We start from the raw sequence: 14,050 nt of genomic DNA, 5'->3' as shown, positions 1-14,050 counted from the left end.
CAGAGTCAAGGCCGGTGGCCGTCGGTGCTCGGTGCTCGGTGGCCGGTGACGGGCGATGGGTGAGGGAAGAGGTGCCGTGATGCGGATCGGAGAACTGGCCCGGCGGACCGGGGTCACCCCGCGCGCCCTGCGCTACTACGAGGAGCAGGGCCTGCTCACCCCCGAGCGCCGCCCCAGCGGCTACCGCGAGTACGGCGACCGGGACGTGGACACCGTCCACGGCATCCGCACCCTGCTCGCGGCCGGGCTCAACAGCGCCGTGATCGCCGAGATCCTCCCGGGCCTGCCGCTCCCCGGGCAGCGCCGTCCCGGTCCGACCTGCCCGGAGCTGCTCACCGTGCTGGCCCGCGAGCGGGCCCGGATCACCCGGCAGATGGACCAACTGGAGGCCTCCCGGAAACTCTTGGACGCCGTCATGGGCGCGGACGCGCCGAGCGAGGTGATCCGTACGCCGCAGCGGTGAACGGGCCGGGTGGGCGGCGGCCGCGGGTCGGGCGAAAACGGGTGGCGCGTGCCCGCGCACCCGTGTTGAAGTGGGCGGATGGATTCTGATCATGTACTCGCCCTGTTCGACCAGCGGCTCCGGCGCGACGCGCGGCCGGACGGCCCCGGGGTCCGCGTCGAGCGCGACGGCGCCGTGGTGCGCCAGGTCGGCGGGGAGCACGCCTGGAACGGCATCGTCTGGTCCGACCTGGACGAGGCCGGGGCGGACGCCGCGATCGCCGCGCAGGTCGCCCACTTCGCCGGGCTGGGCCTGGAGTTCGAGTGGAAGTCCTACTCCCACGACCGCCCCGCCGACCTCGGCCGACGGCTGCTCGCGGCCGGTTTCACCGCCGAACCGGACGAGGCGCTGATGATCGCCCGGATCGACGAGCTGCCCACCGACGCGGCGCTGCCCGAGGGCGTCCGCGTGGAGCCGGTCGCCGACGCGGCCGGGGTGGACCTCATGGTCACGGCCCACGAGCTCGCCTTCGGCACCCCGGGGGACACCCTGCGGGAGCGGCTGCTCGACCACCTCCGGCACGACTCGGACACGCTCAGCATGATCATCGCGATGGCCGGCGACCAGCCGGTGAGCGGCGCCCGGATGGAGCTGAACCCGGGCACCGGCTTCGCCGGCCTGTGGGGTGGCGGCACGGTGCCCGCCTGGCGCGGCCGGGGCATCTACCGGGCCCTGGTCGCCCACCGCGCCCGTCAGGCCGCCGCGCTCGGCTACGAGTACCTCCAGGTGGACGCCAGCGACCAGAGCCGTCCCATCCTGGAGCGGCTCGGCTTCGCCCGGCTGAGCACGACCACGCCGTACGTGTACACGCCGTAGCGGCGGCCTGCCGCCTTCCGGCTCCCAGCCCGCGTCGCCTCCTGTGCGGCCCCGCCCCTCACGGCAGCCGCTCGACCAGCACCATCGCCGCGTCGTCGTCCAGCCGTCGGCCGACGTGGGCGAGCAGGTCGCGGCGCAGGCGGTGCAGCAGGACGCCGGGGCGTTCGGCCTGCCAGGCGGTGACCCGTTCGGTGAGCGGGTAGAAGCGGCGCTGGGCGTCCCGGGCCTCGATCACGCCGTCGGTGTAGATCAGCAGCCGGTCGCCGGGGCGGAACGCGAAGGTCTGCACCTCGTAGGAGACCGGGGCGAGCTCGCCGAGCCCGAGCGGCGGCGCGGGGTGGGGGGTGGTGAGGGTGGTGAGGCCCTCCGGGCGCAGCAGCAGCGGGGGCGGGTGCCCGCAGTCGATCAGGTGGACCAGTGCGCCGTCGTCGGGGATGTCGAGCAGGACGGCGGTGATGAAGGACTCGCCGCCCTCGTCCGGCGCGCCCTCGGGCGGGTCCGGGCGCCGGGAACGTTCGGCCTGCCGGCTCTGGGCCAGTTGGGCGAGGTCCCAGCAGACGCTGCCGTCCAGGTACGCGGCCAGGTCCGGCAGCTCGGCGTGCAGGTGGGCGGCGGCCCGGAAGGCGCCGAGCAGCAGGGCGGCGTCTCCGAGCGAGGACAGCCCCTTGCCGCGTACGTCGCCGACCAGCAGCCGGGTGCCGGTGGCGGTGCGGGCGGCCGCGTACAGGTCCCCGCCGACCTGCGCCTCGGCCTCGGCGGCCAGGTAGACGGAGGCCAGGTGCAGCGGCCCGATCCGCTCCGGCAGCGGGCGCAGCAGCACCCGTTGGGCGGCCTCGGAGACCGAGCGCACCCGGGCCAGTTCGCGTTCGTGCCGGTCGCGCAGCACCCGCAGGCCGACGATCAGCACCGAGACGATCACCTGGGCGCTCAGCTGGGTCTCGATGTTGGCGCTGGTGAGGCCGTCCCGGACGGCGCCGATGAAGGTGAGCGCGCCGAGCGCGAGCAGGGCGACCCCGGCGGTGGCCCGGGGGCCCGCGATCGAGGCGGTGAGGGCGGGGGCGACGATCAGCAGCGGCCCGAGGTGGATCTGCGGCGGCGAGAGGATGTCGACGACGGTGATCACGACGATCAGTGCGAGCGGCAGCGCCGTCATCACTCGGCGGTCCGGCCGCCAGGAGCGGCGGCGGGCGCGCGGACGGGGTTCATCGGGGCGCTGCCGGAGGGGCACCCCTCCTCTGTACACCGTGTGGGCGGTGGGGCGCACCCCGGGACGGCGGCCGGGCCCCAGCGGGTGGTCCGCCCGCCGGTCGGCGTGGTGCGTCCGGGGCCGGTCAGCCGTCCTTGCCGTAGCGGACCAGGTACGCGGCGAAGCGGGCGATGTCCTCGTCGGACCAGTCGGTGAAGCGGGCGGTGAAGGAGAGCCGGCGCTGCTCGTTGGCGTCCTGCAGCAGGGTGAGTCCGGCGTCGGTGGCGCGCAGGATCTGGCCGCGCTGGTCGTCCGGGTCGGCCTCGCGGCGCAGCAGGCCGAGCTTCTCCAGGGCGGTGACCTGGCGGCTGACGGTGGACTTGTCGAGCATGAAGTGCGCGGCCACGTCGGCGGCCCGGCAGCCGCCGCGCTCGGTGATCAGGTCGAGGATGCTGTACGTGACCAGGGAGAGGTCGGGGTGCAGCTGGGAGGCCTTGTGCCGGGCACGGCGGGCGAAGGCGGTCAGCTCGCGCTGGATGGTGTCGATGGACGACTTGCGGCCGGGCACGGCGTTGCTACCTCCTGGAGATTTGTTGCACTATACAACGGATTTGCCCGGAGTCGTGCGCGTCGGCGCCGCCCCGCCCGGGTCGTCGCCCGCCGGTCCGTCCGTGCCCCCGCCTCCGCCCGCGTCCCCGCCCGCGCCCCTGCCTCCGTCCGCGCCCCCGCCCGCCGTCCGGGCCCGCTCGGCCTGCCAGGCGCGGGCGGCCGCGATCCGGCGGGTCGCACTCGGGTGAGTGGCGAACAGTAGCTCAAGCACCCGGGGCGGGTCGACATCCGAGACGTTCACCACCGCCAGTCTGCGCTGCATCGCCACGAACTGCTCGGCGTCACCGGTCAGTTCGAGTGCGTGCCGGTCCGCCCTGGCCTCGATCCGGCGGCTCACCGCGCACTGCACCGGCCCCGACAGGGCGCCGATCAGCGCGGCGAGCGCGGCCAGCAGCGGCAACGCCCGCGGGTCGGCCGCGTCCGCCGCCCCGGCGGCCGACAACAGCGGGTGCCAGTTGGCCAGCAGGCCCAGCACGGCCACCGCCCCGGCGGCGCCCACCGCGCCGAGCGCCGTCCCGACCGCCACGTCCCGGTGCTTGACGTGCCCCAACTCGTGCGCCACCACCAGCTCCACCTCACGCGGCTCGGCGGCCGACAGCAGCGTGTCGTACGCGACGATCCGGCGGGTCGCACCCAGCCCGGAGACGTACGCGTTCAGCGCGGTGGTCCGGCGGGAGGCGTCCGCCACCAGGACGTCCCGGACCCGTACGCCGTCCCGCTCGGCCAGCGCCAGCAGCGCGGTCCGCAGCTCGCCCGGGGGCATCGGGGTGAACCGGTTGAACACCGGCTCGATCAGCAGCGGGTGGAGGAAGGACAGCGCGGCGGTCAGCAGCGCCGCGGCCCCCGCCGCCGGGAGCCACCAGTGCCGCGGCGACCAGGCGGTCAACGCGAACAGGCCGAGCACCAGCGGGAGGACCAGCAGCAGGGTGAGCGCCAGCGAGCGCACGGCGTCCACCGCCCAGCCGGCCCAGCCCTGGGTCACCAGCCCGTACCGGGCCCGCACGGTGCGGGCCCCGGCACCGAAGGGCAGCTGCAGCGCCTGGCCGAGCAGCACCAGGGCCGCCGCCCCGGCGAGCACCCCGGCCGTCCGGGAGCCGCCGAACCACCGGCCCGTCGCGGTCACCAGCGCGGCACCGGCCGGGCTCAGGCCCAGCACCAGGGTCAACGCCAGGCCCGCCAGGCGGCCGCCCAGCGCCCACGGCAGCTGGGCGCGGCGCAGTGCGCGGCCGCGGGCGCGCTCGGCGGGGGAGAAGACCGGCTCGGCGGGGGCGGCGGGGGCGGGCCGGCCGGGAGCGGTGGGCTCGGTTGACTCGGTCGGGTCCGTGGGGTCCGTGGGGGTGTTCATCGCTGCGGCTGGCTCCGGTGAGGTCGGGGGCGGTTCCAGCATGTCCTACCGCACGGTGCGGGCGCTCACCCGTCGCGTCCGCCCGGCGGCTCCGTGCGGCCCCGTGCGGCTCCCCGCCCCCGCCCGGGCTCCCGTTGCCGCGCTACTCCTCCGCCGGGCCGGTGGCCCCGTGGACGCCGGCGCGCAGCAGCTGGTGACCCAGGTCGACCAGGGCGCGGCCGACCGCGAACTCGTCGCCGACCGCCGCGGCCGGGGCGTCGCGGGGGTTGCGGCGGGCCAGGGCGTCGCTGTGCAGCACCTCGCCGTCGGCGTCCAGCACGGCGTGCACCCGGGTGGTGTCCCCCTCCTCGGCCAGGTGCAGGCTGAGCCGCCAGTCCTTGGTGCGGACGGTGCCCGGGGCCGGACCGTTCTCCGGCTCCGCCGTCGGTGGCCGTTCCCCGCCCGCGGTGGCAGCACCGTCCGCACCGTCCGCCCGGACGATCACCACCGGGCAGACCCCGTGCACCGCGCAGCGGGTGGACACCGAGCCGAGCAGCGCCCGGGCGAAGGTGCCCCGGCCACGGCTGCCGAGCACCAGCAGATCCGCCTCCTCGGCGGCCGCCAGCAGCACTTCGGCGGCGTGCCCCGGCAACAGGCTCTCCCGGATCTCCACCGGGTGCCGGGCGCCGACGACCTCGTTCACCTCCGCCGTCAGGGTGCGGTGGGCGGCCTGTTCGAAGCTCTCGTCCACCATCGGCGAGAACCAGCCGTACAGCGACGGGTACTCCCAGGCCGCCACCGCGTGCACGGCGGCGCCGGTGAGGACCGCCTGGCCGACCGCCCAGCGCAGCGCCGCCTTCGACGGCGCCGAACCGTCGATCCCGACCACGATCCGGCGCTCCCGGCCGCCGGGGACCGGTTGACTGCTGGCCATCACGCACCTCCTGCGGCATCCGGGCACGCCCGCGCGGCCCGCCCGCGGCCTTCTCCCTCCACGCTGCGCGCCGCCCGACCCGGTGCGCCAGGGACGCGGCGGCCAGGTCGGGCGGGAGATCGGGACGGCCGGGCCCGCCGGGACCTCGTGCCGCGCCGCCCTGCCGGGACCTTGTCCCGTGCCGCCCTGCTGTGTCCGGAATGTTGTGGGCAGGGGATCAATCCGTGGCGATTCGGTGGCATAGGCTGACCGCTCTTGCATCGACACCGGGGGGAACCACTCATGCGCCGTGCCGCGGCCGCCGTCGCCGTGTTCGTCGGGCTGACCGCCGTCGCCGCCTGCGGGCCGGACGATCCGGCGCCCGCCAAGGCCGCACCGGCCGCGTCGACCACCCCGGCCGCCGCCCCGCCCTCCGCCGGGACCTCCGGTACGGCTCCGGCACCGCTCCCCACCAAGGGCGGCGCGCCCCGCCCGGACGGCACCATCACCGTCGCCCTCGCCGGGGACGTCCACTTCGAGGGCCGCACCCAGTCCCGGCTGTCCGTCCAGCCGCCCGAGCCGGCCCTCGGTCCGATCTCCCGCACCCTCGCGGAGGCCGATCTCTCCGTGCTCAACCTGGAGACCGCGATCACCGGCCGCGGTGCGCCGGAGCCGAAGACCTACACCTTCCGCACCACGCCCAAGGCGCTGTCCGTCCTCAAGGACTCCGGCGTCGACGTCGTCTCGATGGCCAACAACCACGCCGTCGACTTCGGCGCCGACGGCCTCACCGACACCCTGGCCGCCAAGGACTCCTCGCCCATCCCGGTGGTCGGCGTCGGGCGCAACGCCAAGGAGGCGTACGCCCCGTACGTGACCACTGTGCGCGGGGTGAAGGTCGCCGTGGTCGCCGCCAGCCAGGTCGAGGACATCACCAACCAGAAGTGGCGGGCCGGTGCCAACAAGCCGGGCATCGCCTCGGCGCTGGACGTCCCCGCCCTCGTCGCGGCGGTGCAGGCGGCCAAGCAGCAGGCCCCCGTGGTGATCGTCTACCTGCACTGGGGCGAGGAGGGCAAGGCCTGCCCGACCGGTCCGCAGACCGCCGTCGCCAAGAAGCTGGCCGCCGCAGGCGCCTCCGCCGTGGTCGGCACCCACGCCCACACCATGGTCGGCTCCGGCATGCTCGGCAGCACCTACGTGGGGTACGGCTTCGGCAACTTCCTCTGGTACGGCACCTCCAACTACGCCTTCTCCAACGAGACCGGCGTCACCACCCTCACCGTCGGCGCCGACGGCAAGGTCACCGGCGAGGCCTTCGCCCCGGCCCTCATCGACGACAAGGGCATCCCCCAGCCCGTCACCGGCGCCGCCGCCGACACGGCCCTCAAGCGCCGCGACGGCCTGCGCGGCTGCGCCGGACTCACCCCGCCCCCGGCGGCCCACTGACCTCTCCGTCGCCTTCAACCGGTCTGCGGACAGCAGTAACTGACGACGCGTCGACCTGATCCATTGCCCCGCCCCCGCGACGCCCGGGGCCGGGGTTTTGGCACCGAGGCCGCCCGCCCCCTTCGTCGGGGCGGGCGGCCTTCGTGCGTTCGGGGCGAGTTGACGGTGGTGCACGGAGTCGGGGGTGCGTCCGCGTACGGGGGCTGACGGTGTGGTGCGGGGTCTCGGCGTAGGCGAACAGTTGTGTTAGGTTAGGCTTGCCTAACAACGCTGGTCGGAGGGGATGTCCTGTGGAGCGGTCCGAATTCGCCGGTGTCGTCGCGATGGTCACCGGGGCCCGGCAGGGCATCGGTGCGGCCGTGGCCCGGGCGTTGGCCGCCGAGGGGGCGGTCGTCGCGGCGGTGGACCGGAACGCCGGTCCGGCGGTGGGTCCTGAGGCGGTTCGGCCGTACGTTCTGGACGTCGCCGATGCGCAAGCCGTCGATGGGACCGTCGAGTTGATCGAGGACCAACTCGGGCCGATCGACGTGCTGGTGAACGTCGCGGGCATCCTGCGGGCCGCACCGGTCGTCGAACTCACCGACACCGACTGGGCGGAGACCTTCGCGGTCAACGCCACCGGGGTGTTCCACACCAGCCGGACGGTCGGCCGTCGGATGGCCGCCCGCGGCCGTGGCGCGATCGTCACCGTCGGGTCCAATGCCGCCGGGGTGCCGCGGGCCGGGATGGCCGCCTACGCGGCGTCCAAGGCGGCGGCCACCATGTTCACCCGCTGCCTCGGGCTGGAACTCGCCCGGTCCGGGGTGCGCTGCAACGTCGTCTCGCCCGGCTCGACCGACACCCAGATGCAGCGCGCACTGTGGGGCGAGGACGCCGAGGCGGCCGAACAGCGGGTGATCGACGGCGATTTGGCGTCCTGGCGGGTCGGCATCCCGCTCGGGCGGATCGCCGCGCCCGACGACGTCGCGGAGGCGGTGCTCTTCCTGGCCTCCGACCGCGCCCGGCACATCACCATGCACGACCTGTACGTCGACGGCGGCGCGACCCTGCGCGCCTGAGGCGCCCGCTCCCGGACCGGCCGGCCGTCCCCACCTGGCCGGCGCCCGCTTTCCGCATGCCCGCAGTCCCGCATGCCTGCAGTTCCGCAGTTCCGCATGCCCGCCAGTTCCGCATGCCCGTAGACCTTCGGACCCTTCGGACCCGTCCCAGACTGGAGAGAACGCCGTGACCACGGTGTACCACGCCCCGCCGACCCCCACCGACGGCGGTCCCGACCAGACGGCCATCGGCGCGGCCAGCGGCCTGCTCGGCCAGTACCGGGCCGACGCCGACGAGGCCTTCTTCGCCTCGCCGACCCGCACCCTGCTCACCGCCGGAGTGCACGCCCGGGTGCCGCAGGACGCCCGTCCGCTGCCCGTCCGGGTCGCCGAGACGCTGGCCGAGGCGCGGCGGGCCGGGGTGCAACGGCCGCTGGTGGCCGGGGCGGTGGCCTTCGACCACGGCAGCCGGGCCGAACTCGCCGTCCCCGCCGTGGTCCGGACCGCCGGGGCGCTGCGCGACGACCCGCTGATCGCGCTGCCCGCGCCGGCGGTCGCGGCGGCCGGGTGGCAGGTCCGCCCGGTCCCGGCCCCCGAGGCGTACGGGGCGGGCGTCGCCGCGGCCGTCGAGCGGCTGCGCGGCGGCGAGTTGAGCAAGGTGGTGCTGGCCCGCACGCTGGAGCTGACCAGTGACCGGCCGCTCGACCTGCCGGCCGTGCTCCAGCGGCTGGCCCGGCGCGACCCGGGCGGCTACACCTTCGCCGTGCCCGCCGGCGGCGGCCGCACCCTGATCGGTGCCAGCCCCGAACTCCTGCTCTCCCGGCGGGGAACGGCCGTGCTGGCCAACCCGCTGGCCGGTTCGGTGCCGCGCAGCGCGGACCTCGGCGAGGACGTACGGCGCGCGGCCGCGCTGCTGGAGTCCCCGAAGGACCTGCACGAGCACGCCGTTGTGGTGGACGCCATCCGGGCGGCACTGGCGCCGTACTGCCGCGCCCTGGAGGTGCCGGAGCGGCCCACCCTGGTGCGGACCGCCGCGATGTGGCACCTGGCCACCACCATCACCGGCGAGCTGGCCGATCCGACCGTCTCCGCACTGGAGTTGGCCTGCGCGCTGCACCCGACCCCGGCGGTCTGCGGGACGCCGACGGAGGTCGCGCGCCGGGTGATCGGCGAGGTCGAGCCCTTCGACCGGGGCCTGTACACCGGCATGGTCGGCTGGGGTGACGGGACGGGCGACGGCGATTGGGTGGTGACCATCCGCTGCGCGGAAGCGGACGCGGAGGAGCGGAGGCTGCGGGTGTACGCGGGCGCCGGGGTGGTCGAGCAGTCCCGACCGGAGGCCGAACTGGCCGAGACCAGCGCCAAGTTCCGCACCTTCCTGGACGCAGCGGGGGTGGCGCGGTGACCTCCCCGGATGCTGTGACCTTCCTGGACGGGGTGGCCTCCCCGGACGCGGTGACCTCCCTGGACGAGGTGCTGGGGGGATTCACCCCGTACCCGGCCGAGTTCGCCGAGCGCTACCGGGCCGCCGGGCACTGGCGCGGCGAGACCTTCGGCCGGATGCTGCGCGAGCGCGCCGCCGCGCACGGCGGGCGGACCGCCGTCGTCGACCCGGGCGGCCACGGGGTGGCGGCGGGGGAGCGGCGCTGGACGTACGCCGAACTCGACCGCCGGGCCGACCGGATGGCCGCCGGGCTGCTCGCCCGGGGCATCGGGGCCGGGGACCGGGTGGTGGTCCAACTGCCCAACGTCGCCGAGTTCTTCGAGGTGGTCTTCGCGCTGTTCCGGATCGGTGCGCTGCCGGTCTTCGCGCTGCCCGCGCACCGGTACGCGGAGATCTCGCACTTCTGCTCGTTCACGGGCGCGGTCGCGTACGTCGTGCCGGGGGTCGAGGGCGGCTTCGACCACCGTGAACTCGCCTCCCGGGTACGGGCGGAGAACCCCGCGCTGCGGCTGGTGCTGGTGGCCGGCGACGACCCGGGCGAGCACCTGCGGCTGGCCGACGTGCCCTGCGACGGTCCGGGGCCGGAGCGTGAACCCGCGCCCGGGGACGTCGCCTTCCTGCAGCTCTCGGGCGGCAGCACGGGCGTGCCCAAGCTGATCCCGCGCACCCACGACGACTACATCTACTCGCTGCGCGGCTCGGTCGAGCTGTGCGCGCTGGACGAGCGCAGCGTCTACCTGTGCGTCCTGCCCGCCGCCCACAACTTCCCGCTCAGCTCGCCCGGTTCACTCGGTGCGCTGTACGCGGGCGGCCGGGTGGTGCTCTGCCCGCAGCCCAGCCCGGAGACCGCCTTCCCGCTGATCGGGCGCGAGGGCGTCACCGTCACCGGGCTGGTCCCGCCGCTCGCCCTGCTGTGGCTGGACGCCGCCGAGCGCGGCGCCCGCGGCTACGAGAGCCTGGAGGTGCTGCTGGTCGGCGGGGCCAAGTTCAGCGCGGAGGCGGCCCGTCGGGTGCGCCCGGTGCTGGGCTGCACGCTGCAGCAGGTGTTCGGGATGGCCGAGGGGCTGGTCAACTACACCCGGCTGGACGACCCGGAGGAGCTGATCACCACCACCCAGGGCCGGCCGATCTCGCCCGACGACGAGGTCCGGGTGGTGGACGACCAGGACCGCGACCTGCCCGACGGCACCACCGGGCACCTGCTCACCCGCGGCCCGTACACCATCCGCGGCTACTGGAACGCCCCCGGGCACAACGCCGACTCCTTCACCCCGGACGGCTTCTACCGCACCGGCGACCTGGTCCGTCGGCTCCCCAGCGGCCACCTGGTGGTCGAGGGGCGAGCCAAGGACCAGATCAACCGGGGCGGGGAGAAGGTCGCCGCCGAGGAGATCGAGAACCACCTGCTCGCCCACCCGGCCGTGCACGACGCGGCGGTGGTGTCGATGCCCGACCCGTACCTCGGCGAGCGCAGCTGCGCGTACGTCGTGCTCCGCGCCGAGAGCCTCGAACAGCCGCCGAAGGCCGTCGAGTTGAAGCGCTTCGTCCGACAGCGCGGCCTGGCCGACTACAAGGTGCCGGACCGGGTGGAGTTCGTCGACGCCTTCCCCGCCACCGGCATCGGCAAGGTCAGCAAGAAGGACCTGCGGGCCGCCATCGCCGCCTCGCTCGCCGATCCCGCCTCCCCCGACCGTTCCTGACATCCGTCATCCACCCGAGGAGTTCGACCGCCGTGGGCCTGCCCCGCATTCCCTCCTATCCGCTGCCCGCCGCCGAGGAGCTGCCCGCCAACCGGGTCTCCTGGACGGTCGACCCGGCACGCGCCGTCCTGCTGGTGCACGACCTGCAGAACCACTTCCTGGACGCGTTCCCCGAGGGCGCCGCTCCGCTGCCCGAACTCCTGCACAACGTCGCCGCGTTGACCGGGGCTGCGGCCGCGAACGGCGTACCCGTCGTCTACTCGGCGCAGCGCGGCGGGCAGAGCCCGGCCGAACGCGGGCTGCAGCAGGACTTCTGGGGGCCCGGGCTTCCCGACGACCCGCGTGCGGTGGCGATCGCCGAGGCCGTCGCCCCGGCGCCGGGCGACACGGTGCTCACCAAGTGGAAGTACAGCGCCTTCGTGCGCACCGAGTTGGAGCAGCTGCTGCGCGAGCAGGGCCGGGACCAGCTGGTGATCACCGGGGTGTACGCGCACATCGGCGTGCAGGCCACCGCCTGCGACGCCTGGATGCGCGACGTCCAGGCCTTCGTGGTGGCCGACGCGGTGGCCGACTTCGGGCCGGAGGAGCACCGCGCGGCACTGGCGTGGATCGCCGGCCGCTGCGGCGTGGTCACCACCACCGGAGCGGTGCGGGGCGCGCTGGACGGTACGGAAGGGGACGCGAAGTGACGGGCACGGCCTTCACCGTGGAGCGGATCCGGGCCGAGGTCGCCGACCTGCTCGGCGAGGACCCGGCGGACATCCCGCTGGACGAGAACCTGGCGGACTGGGGGCTGGACTCGATCCGGCTGATGGCGCTCGCCGAGCGCTGGCGGGCCGAGGGCGCCGAGGTGGCCGTCCTGCGGCTGGCGGAGCGGCCGTCCGTCGAGGCCTGGGCCGAGCTGCTGGGCGCGGTCTGATGGCGGCGGTGGTACGGGAGGCGGGCCGACCGGCGTCGGAGGCGCCGGGCCTGGCCGCGGGTACGGCCGGGGTCTCCACGGAGGGGCTGGTGCTGCCGGAGCCGGCGCCGTCCGGTCCGGCGGTCGAGCATCCGGCCACCACCGTGGTGGGCCCGGTCGAGGCCCAGGCGGCCCGGACCCCGGAGGCTCCGGCGCTGGTGCGCGCGGACGGCGGGGTGGTGACGTACCGGGAGCTGAACGCCTCGGCCAACCGGCTGGCGCGGGCGCTCGCCCGGCGCGGCGCCCGGCCGGGGACGGTGGTCGGGGTGACCGCGGCCGGGCACCCGGAGCAGGTGCTGACGGCGGTGCTCGCGGTGGCCAAGTCGGGTGCGGCGTACCTGCCGCTGGACCCGGCGGACCCGCCGGGCAGACGGGAGTGGCTGCTCGCCGGGAACGAGCCGGTGTGCGTGCTGGGGGAGGGGGTGCCGGGGGCGCTGTCCGGGCTGTCCGGGCTGGACCTCGGCGGGGAGCTGGACACCGATCCGCCGCGGGCGCTCACCCCGCAGCACCTGCTGTGCGTCGGGTACGGCCCGGGCGGGCGCCCGGCCGCCGTCCGGCTGACCCACGGCGAGGCGGACCGGCGGGTGCGCGAGCTCCAGGCCGCCCACCCGCTCGGACCGGGGGACGAGGTGCTGCAACTCCGGCTGCCGCACTGGGGGTTCCTCTGGCCGCTGCGGACCGGCGCGGCCGTGGTGCTCGCCGAGGGGTGAGCGGTGGGTGGCGGCGAACAACTTTCAGCGAACAGATGACGGAAGACGGATGATGACATCTGTTCGCTGAAAGTTGTCGGCTGTTATCTGTTATCTGTTATCTGTTATCTGTTCGCTGAAATCTGAAATCTGTCAGCTGTCACTCGTCCGCCGTTACCCGGTCCGCCCCCGCGAGGTCCGCCCCCGCCAGGTCCGCCGCCGTCCAGGCCATCGCCACCGCCCCGTCCAGCAGGGCCCGTTCGGCCTCCGCCCCCACCGCCGCCTCGGCGAACGCCGCCTCGTGCGGCGCGCAGGCACCCCCGGTGATGTCCAGCACCGGATGGATCGAGGGCACCGCGTGCGAGACGTTCCCCATGTCCGTACAGGCGAAGGGTCCGCGCTCCACCGGCTCCGGCCGTCCCAGCGCCGCCGCGTTGGCCCGCCAGTGGGCGAGCAGCGCCGGGTCGGAGCGCATGTCCAGGTAGTCCGGCTCGGGTCGGCTCAGTTCCACCTCGCAGCCGGTGGCCAGTGCCCCGGCCCGGAAGCAGTCCTCGACCCGCGCCCGCAGGTGGGCGAGGTCCTCGGCCGCCGAAGCGCGGATCTCGTACTCGGCGCTCGCGTGGTCGGGGATCAGGTTCGGCGCCGTCCCGGCGGCGGTGGTGATGCCGTGCACCCGCCACTGGGGCGGCAGTTGCTGGCGCAGCAGCCCGAGCGCGACCTGGGCGACGGTGAGCGCGTCGGCGGCGTTGCGGCCCTCGTGCGGGTTGAGGCTCGGGTGGGCGGCGCGCCCGGTGTAGCGGACGGACAGGGTGCCGAGCGCGAAGGAGCGGAAGTCGGCGACCTCGACCGGGCAGGGGTGGACCATCATCGCCGCGTCCACCCCGTCGAACGCTCCGGCCTCCAGCAGCAGCGCCTTGCCCGCCCCGCGTTCCTCGGCCGGGGCGCCGATCACCCGTACGGTGAGCCCGAGTCGGTCCGCGTGCGCGGCGAGCCCGAGCGCCGCGCCGACGCCCGCGGCGGCGATCAGGTTGTGCCCGCAGGCGTGTCCGAGGTCGGGCAGGGCGTCGTACTCGCAGACGAGGGCGACGGTGACCGGCCCGCTGCCGAGGCTCGCGCTGAAGGCGGTGGCCAGTCCGTGGGCCGGCGCGGTGACCGAGTAGCCGTGGGCGCGCAGCAGTTCGACGCACCAGGCCGCCGCCCGGTGCTCCTCGAAGGCGGTCTCGGGGTGGGCGTGGATGCGCCGGCTGAGGGTCAGCAGTTCCGTGCGGTGGGCGTGGATGCGGTCGTGGACGGCCTGTTTGGTGGCGTCCAGGGTCGTGGCCGTGTCGGCCGTCGTCGACGTGTGGGGCATGCGGGCGCCTCCGGGGGGTCAGGGGTCTGGCCGTCACGGGCCGTTGACCAGATCATATGAAGTTAGATTAGGCTA

The 14,050-nt window shown here is 75.2% G+C and carries 14 protein-coding genes and 1 pseudogene; 9 read left to right on the top strand and 6 right to left on the bottom strand.

Features of this window, described 5'->3' with window-relative positions; translation table 11 throughout:
* The first annotated feature begins 79 nt into the window (after positions 1-79).
* Entirely contained in the window at positions 80-463 is a 384-nt protein-coding gene (locus ACIP4P_RS17955; RefSeq protein WP_350514450.1) for a MerR family transcriptional regulator, read from the top strand.
* A 78-nt stretch (positions 464-541) separates the two neighbouring features.
* Positions 542-1,318: a GNAT family N-acetyltransferase gene (locus ACIP4P_RS17950; protein ID WP_400919477.1), complete on the top strand. Its 777-nt coding sequence runs from the start codon at positions 542-544 to the stop codon at positions 1,316-1,318.
* 58 nt (positions 1,319-1,376) lie between these two features.
* On the opposite strand, the gene ACIP4P_RS17945 is transcribed toward ACIP4P_RS17950, so the two are convergent.
* From ACIP4P_RS17945 to ACIP4P_RS17925, 5 genes and pseudogenes are all read right to left on the bottom strand, one after another.
* The gene (locus tag ACIP4P_RS17945; protein ID WP_400919474.1) at positions 1,377-2,471 is read right to left on the bottom strand and encodes a PP2C family protein-serine/threonine phosphatase; all 1,095 of its coding nucleotides are present in this window, start codon (positions 2,469-2,471) and stop codon (positions 1,377-1,379) included.
* A 178-nt stretch (positions 2,472-2,649) separates the two neighbouring features.
* Positions 2,650-3,072 carry a MarR family transcriptional regulator gene (locus tag ACIP4P_RS17940; RefSeq protein WP_350514448.1) on the bottom strand — a complete coding sequence of 141 codons (423 nt, stop codon included), beginning with the start codon at positions 3,070-3,072 and terminating at the stop codon, positions 2,650-2,652.
* Positions 3,073-3,102: 30 nt separating this feature from the next.
* Positions 3,103-4,458, bottom strand: a complete 1,356-nt coding sequence (locus tag ACIP4P_RS17935; RefSeq protein WP_400919471.1) for a M48 family metalloprotease — start codon at positions 4,456-4,458, stop codon at positions 3,103-3,105.
* A gap of 142 nt (positions 4,459-4,600) precedes the next feature.
* Positions 4,601-4,942, bottom strand: coding sequence for a dsRBD fold-containing protein (locus tag ACIP4P_RS17930; RefSeq protein ID WP_400919801.1), 342 nt, complete (start codon positions 4,940-4,942; stop codon positions 4,601-4,603).
* Positions 4,928-5,371, bottom strand: a pseudogene (locus ACIP4P_RS17925) (universal stress protein); the annotation flags it as partial. The pseudogene ACIP4P_RS17925 and the gene ACIP4P_RS17930, both read right to left, overlap by 15 nt.
* 282 nt (positions 5,372-5,653) lie before the next feature.
* On the opposite strand from ACIP4P_RS17925, the gene ACIP4P_RS17920 reads away from it, so the two are divergent.
* The 7 genes from ACIP4P_RS17920 (at position 5,654) to ACIP4P_RS17890 (ending at position 12,645) form a co-directional block, all read left to right on the top strand.
* Entirely contained in the window at positions 5,654-6,796 is a 1,143-nt protein-coding gene (locus tag ACIP4P_RS17920) for a CapA family protein (protein ID WP_400919468.1), read from the top strand.
* A gap of 290 nt (positions 6,797-7,086) precedes the next feature.
* A complete protein-coding gene (locus ACIP4P_RS17915; RefSeq protein WP_400919465.1) occupies positions 7,087-7,854 on the top strand; it encodes a 2,3-dihydro-2,3-dihydroxybenzoate dehydrogenase in 768 nt (255 codons plus the stop codon).
* Positions 7,855-8,020: 166 nt separating this feature from the next.
* The gene (gene dhbC / locus ACIP4P_RS17910; RefSeq protein ID WP_400919462.1) at positions 8,021-9,238 is read left to right on the top strand and encodes an isochorismate synthase DhbC; all 1,218 of its coding nucleotides are present in this window, start codon (positions 8,021-8,023) and stop codon (positions 9,236-9,238) included.
* Positions 9,239-9,306: 68 nt separating this feature from the next.
* The gene (locus tag ACIP4P_RS17905) at positions 9,307-10,977 is read left to right on the top strand and encodes a (2,3-dihydroxybenzoyl)adenylate synthase (protein WP_400919799.1); all 1,671 of its coding nucleotides are present in this window, start codon (positions 9,307-9,309) and stop codon (positions 10,975-10,977) included.
* Between the two features lie 32 nt (positions 10,978-11,009).
* The gene (locus ACIP4P_RS17900) at positions 11,010-11,666 is read left to right on the top strand and encodes an isochorismatase family protein (protein ID WP_400919459.1); all 657 of its coding nucleotides are present in this window, start codon (positions 11,010-11,012) and stop codon (positions 11,664-11,666) included.
* Positions 11,663-11,896, top strand: coding sequence for a phosphopantetheine-binding protein (locus ACIP4P_RS17895; RefSeq protein WP_400919456.1), 234 nt, complete (start codon positions 11,663-11,665; stop codon positions 11,894-11,896). The genes ACIP4P_RS17900 and ACIP4P_RS17895 overlap by 4 nt, the downstream gene beginning before the upstream one ends.
* Positions 11,896-12,645: an AMP-binding protein gene (locus ACIP4P_RS17890; RefSeq protein ID WP_400919453.1), complete on the top strand. Its 750-nt coding sequence runs from the start codon at positions 11,896-11,898 to the stop codon at positions 12,643-12,645. The genes ACIP4P_RS17895 and ACIP4P_RS17890 overlap by 1 nt, the downstream gene beginning before the upstream one ends.
* A 139-nt stretch (positions 12,646-12,784) precedes the next feature.
* Here the strand turns inward: ACIP4P_RS17890 and ACIP4P_RS17885 are convergent, their stop codons facing one another.
* Entirely contained in the window at positions 12,785-13,975 is a 1,191-nt protein-coding gene (locus ACIP4P_RS17885; protein WP_400919451.1) for an amidohydrolase, read from the bottom strand.
* Between the last annotated feature and the right edge of the window lie 75 nt (positions 13,976-14,050).

The sequence above is a fragment of the Kitasatospora sp. NPDC089509 genome (assembly GCF_044749365.1).
GTDB lineage: Bacteria > Actinomycetota > Actinomycetes > Streptomycetales > Streptomycetaceae > Kitasatospora.
The sequence above is the reverse complement of the archived record's forward strand: the minus strand, read 5'-3'. Positions and strand labels throughout refer to the sequence as shown.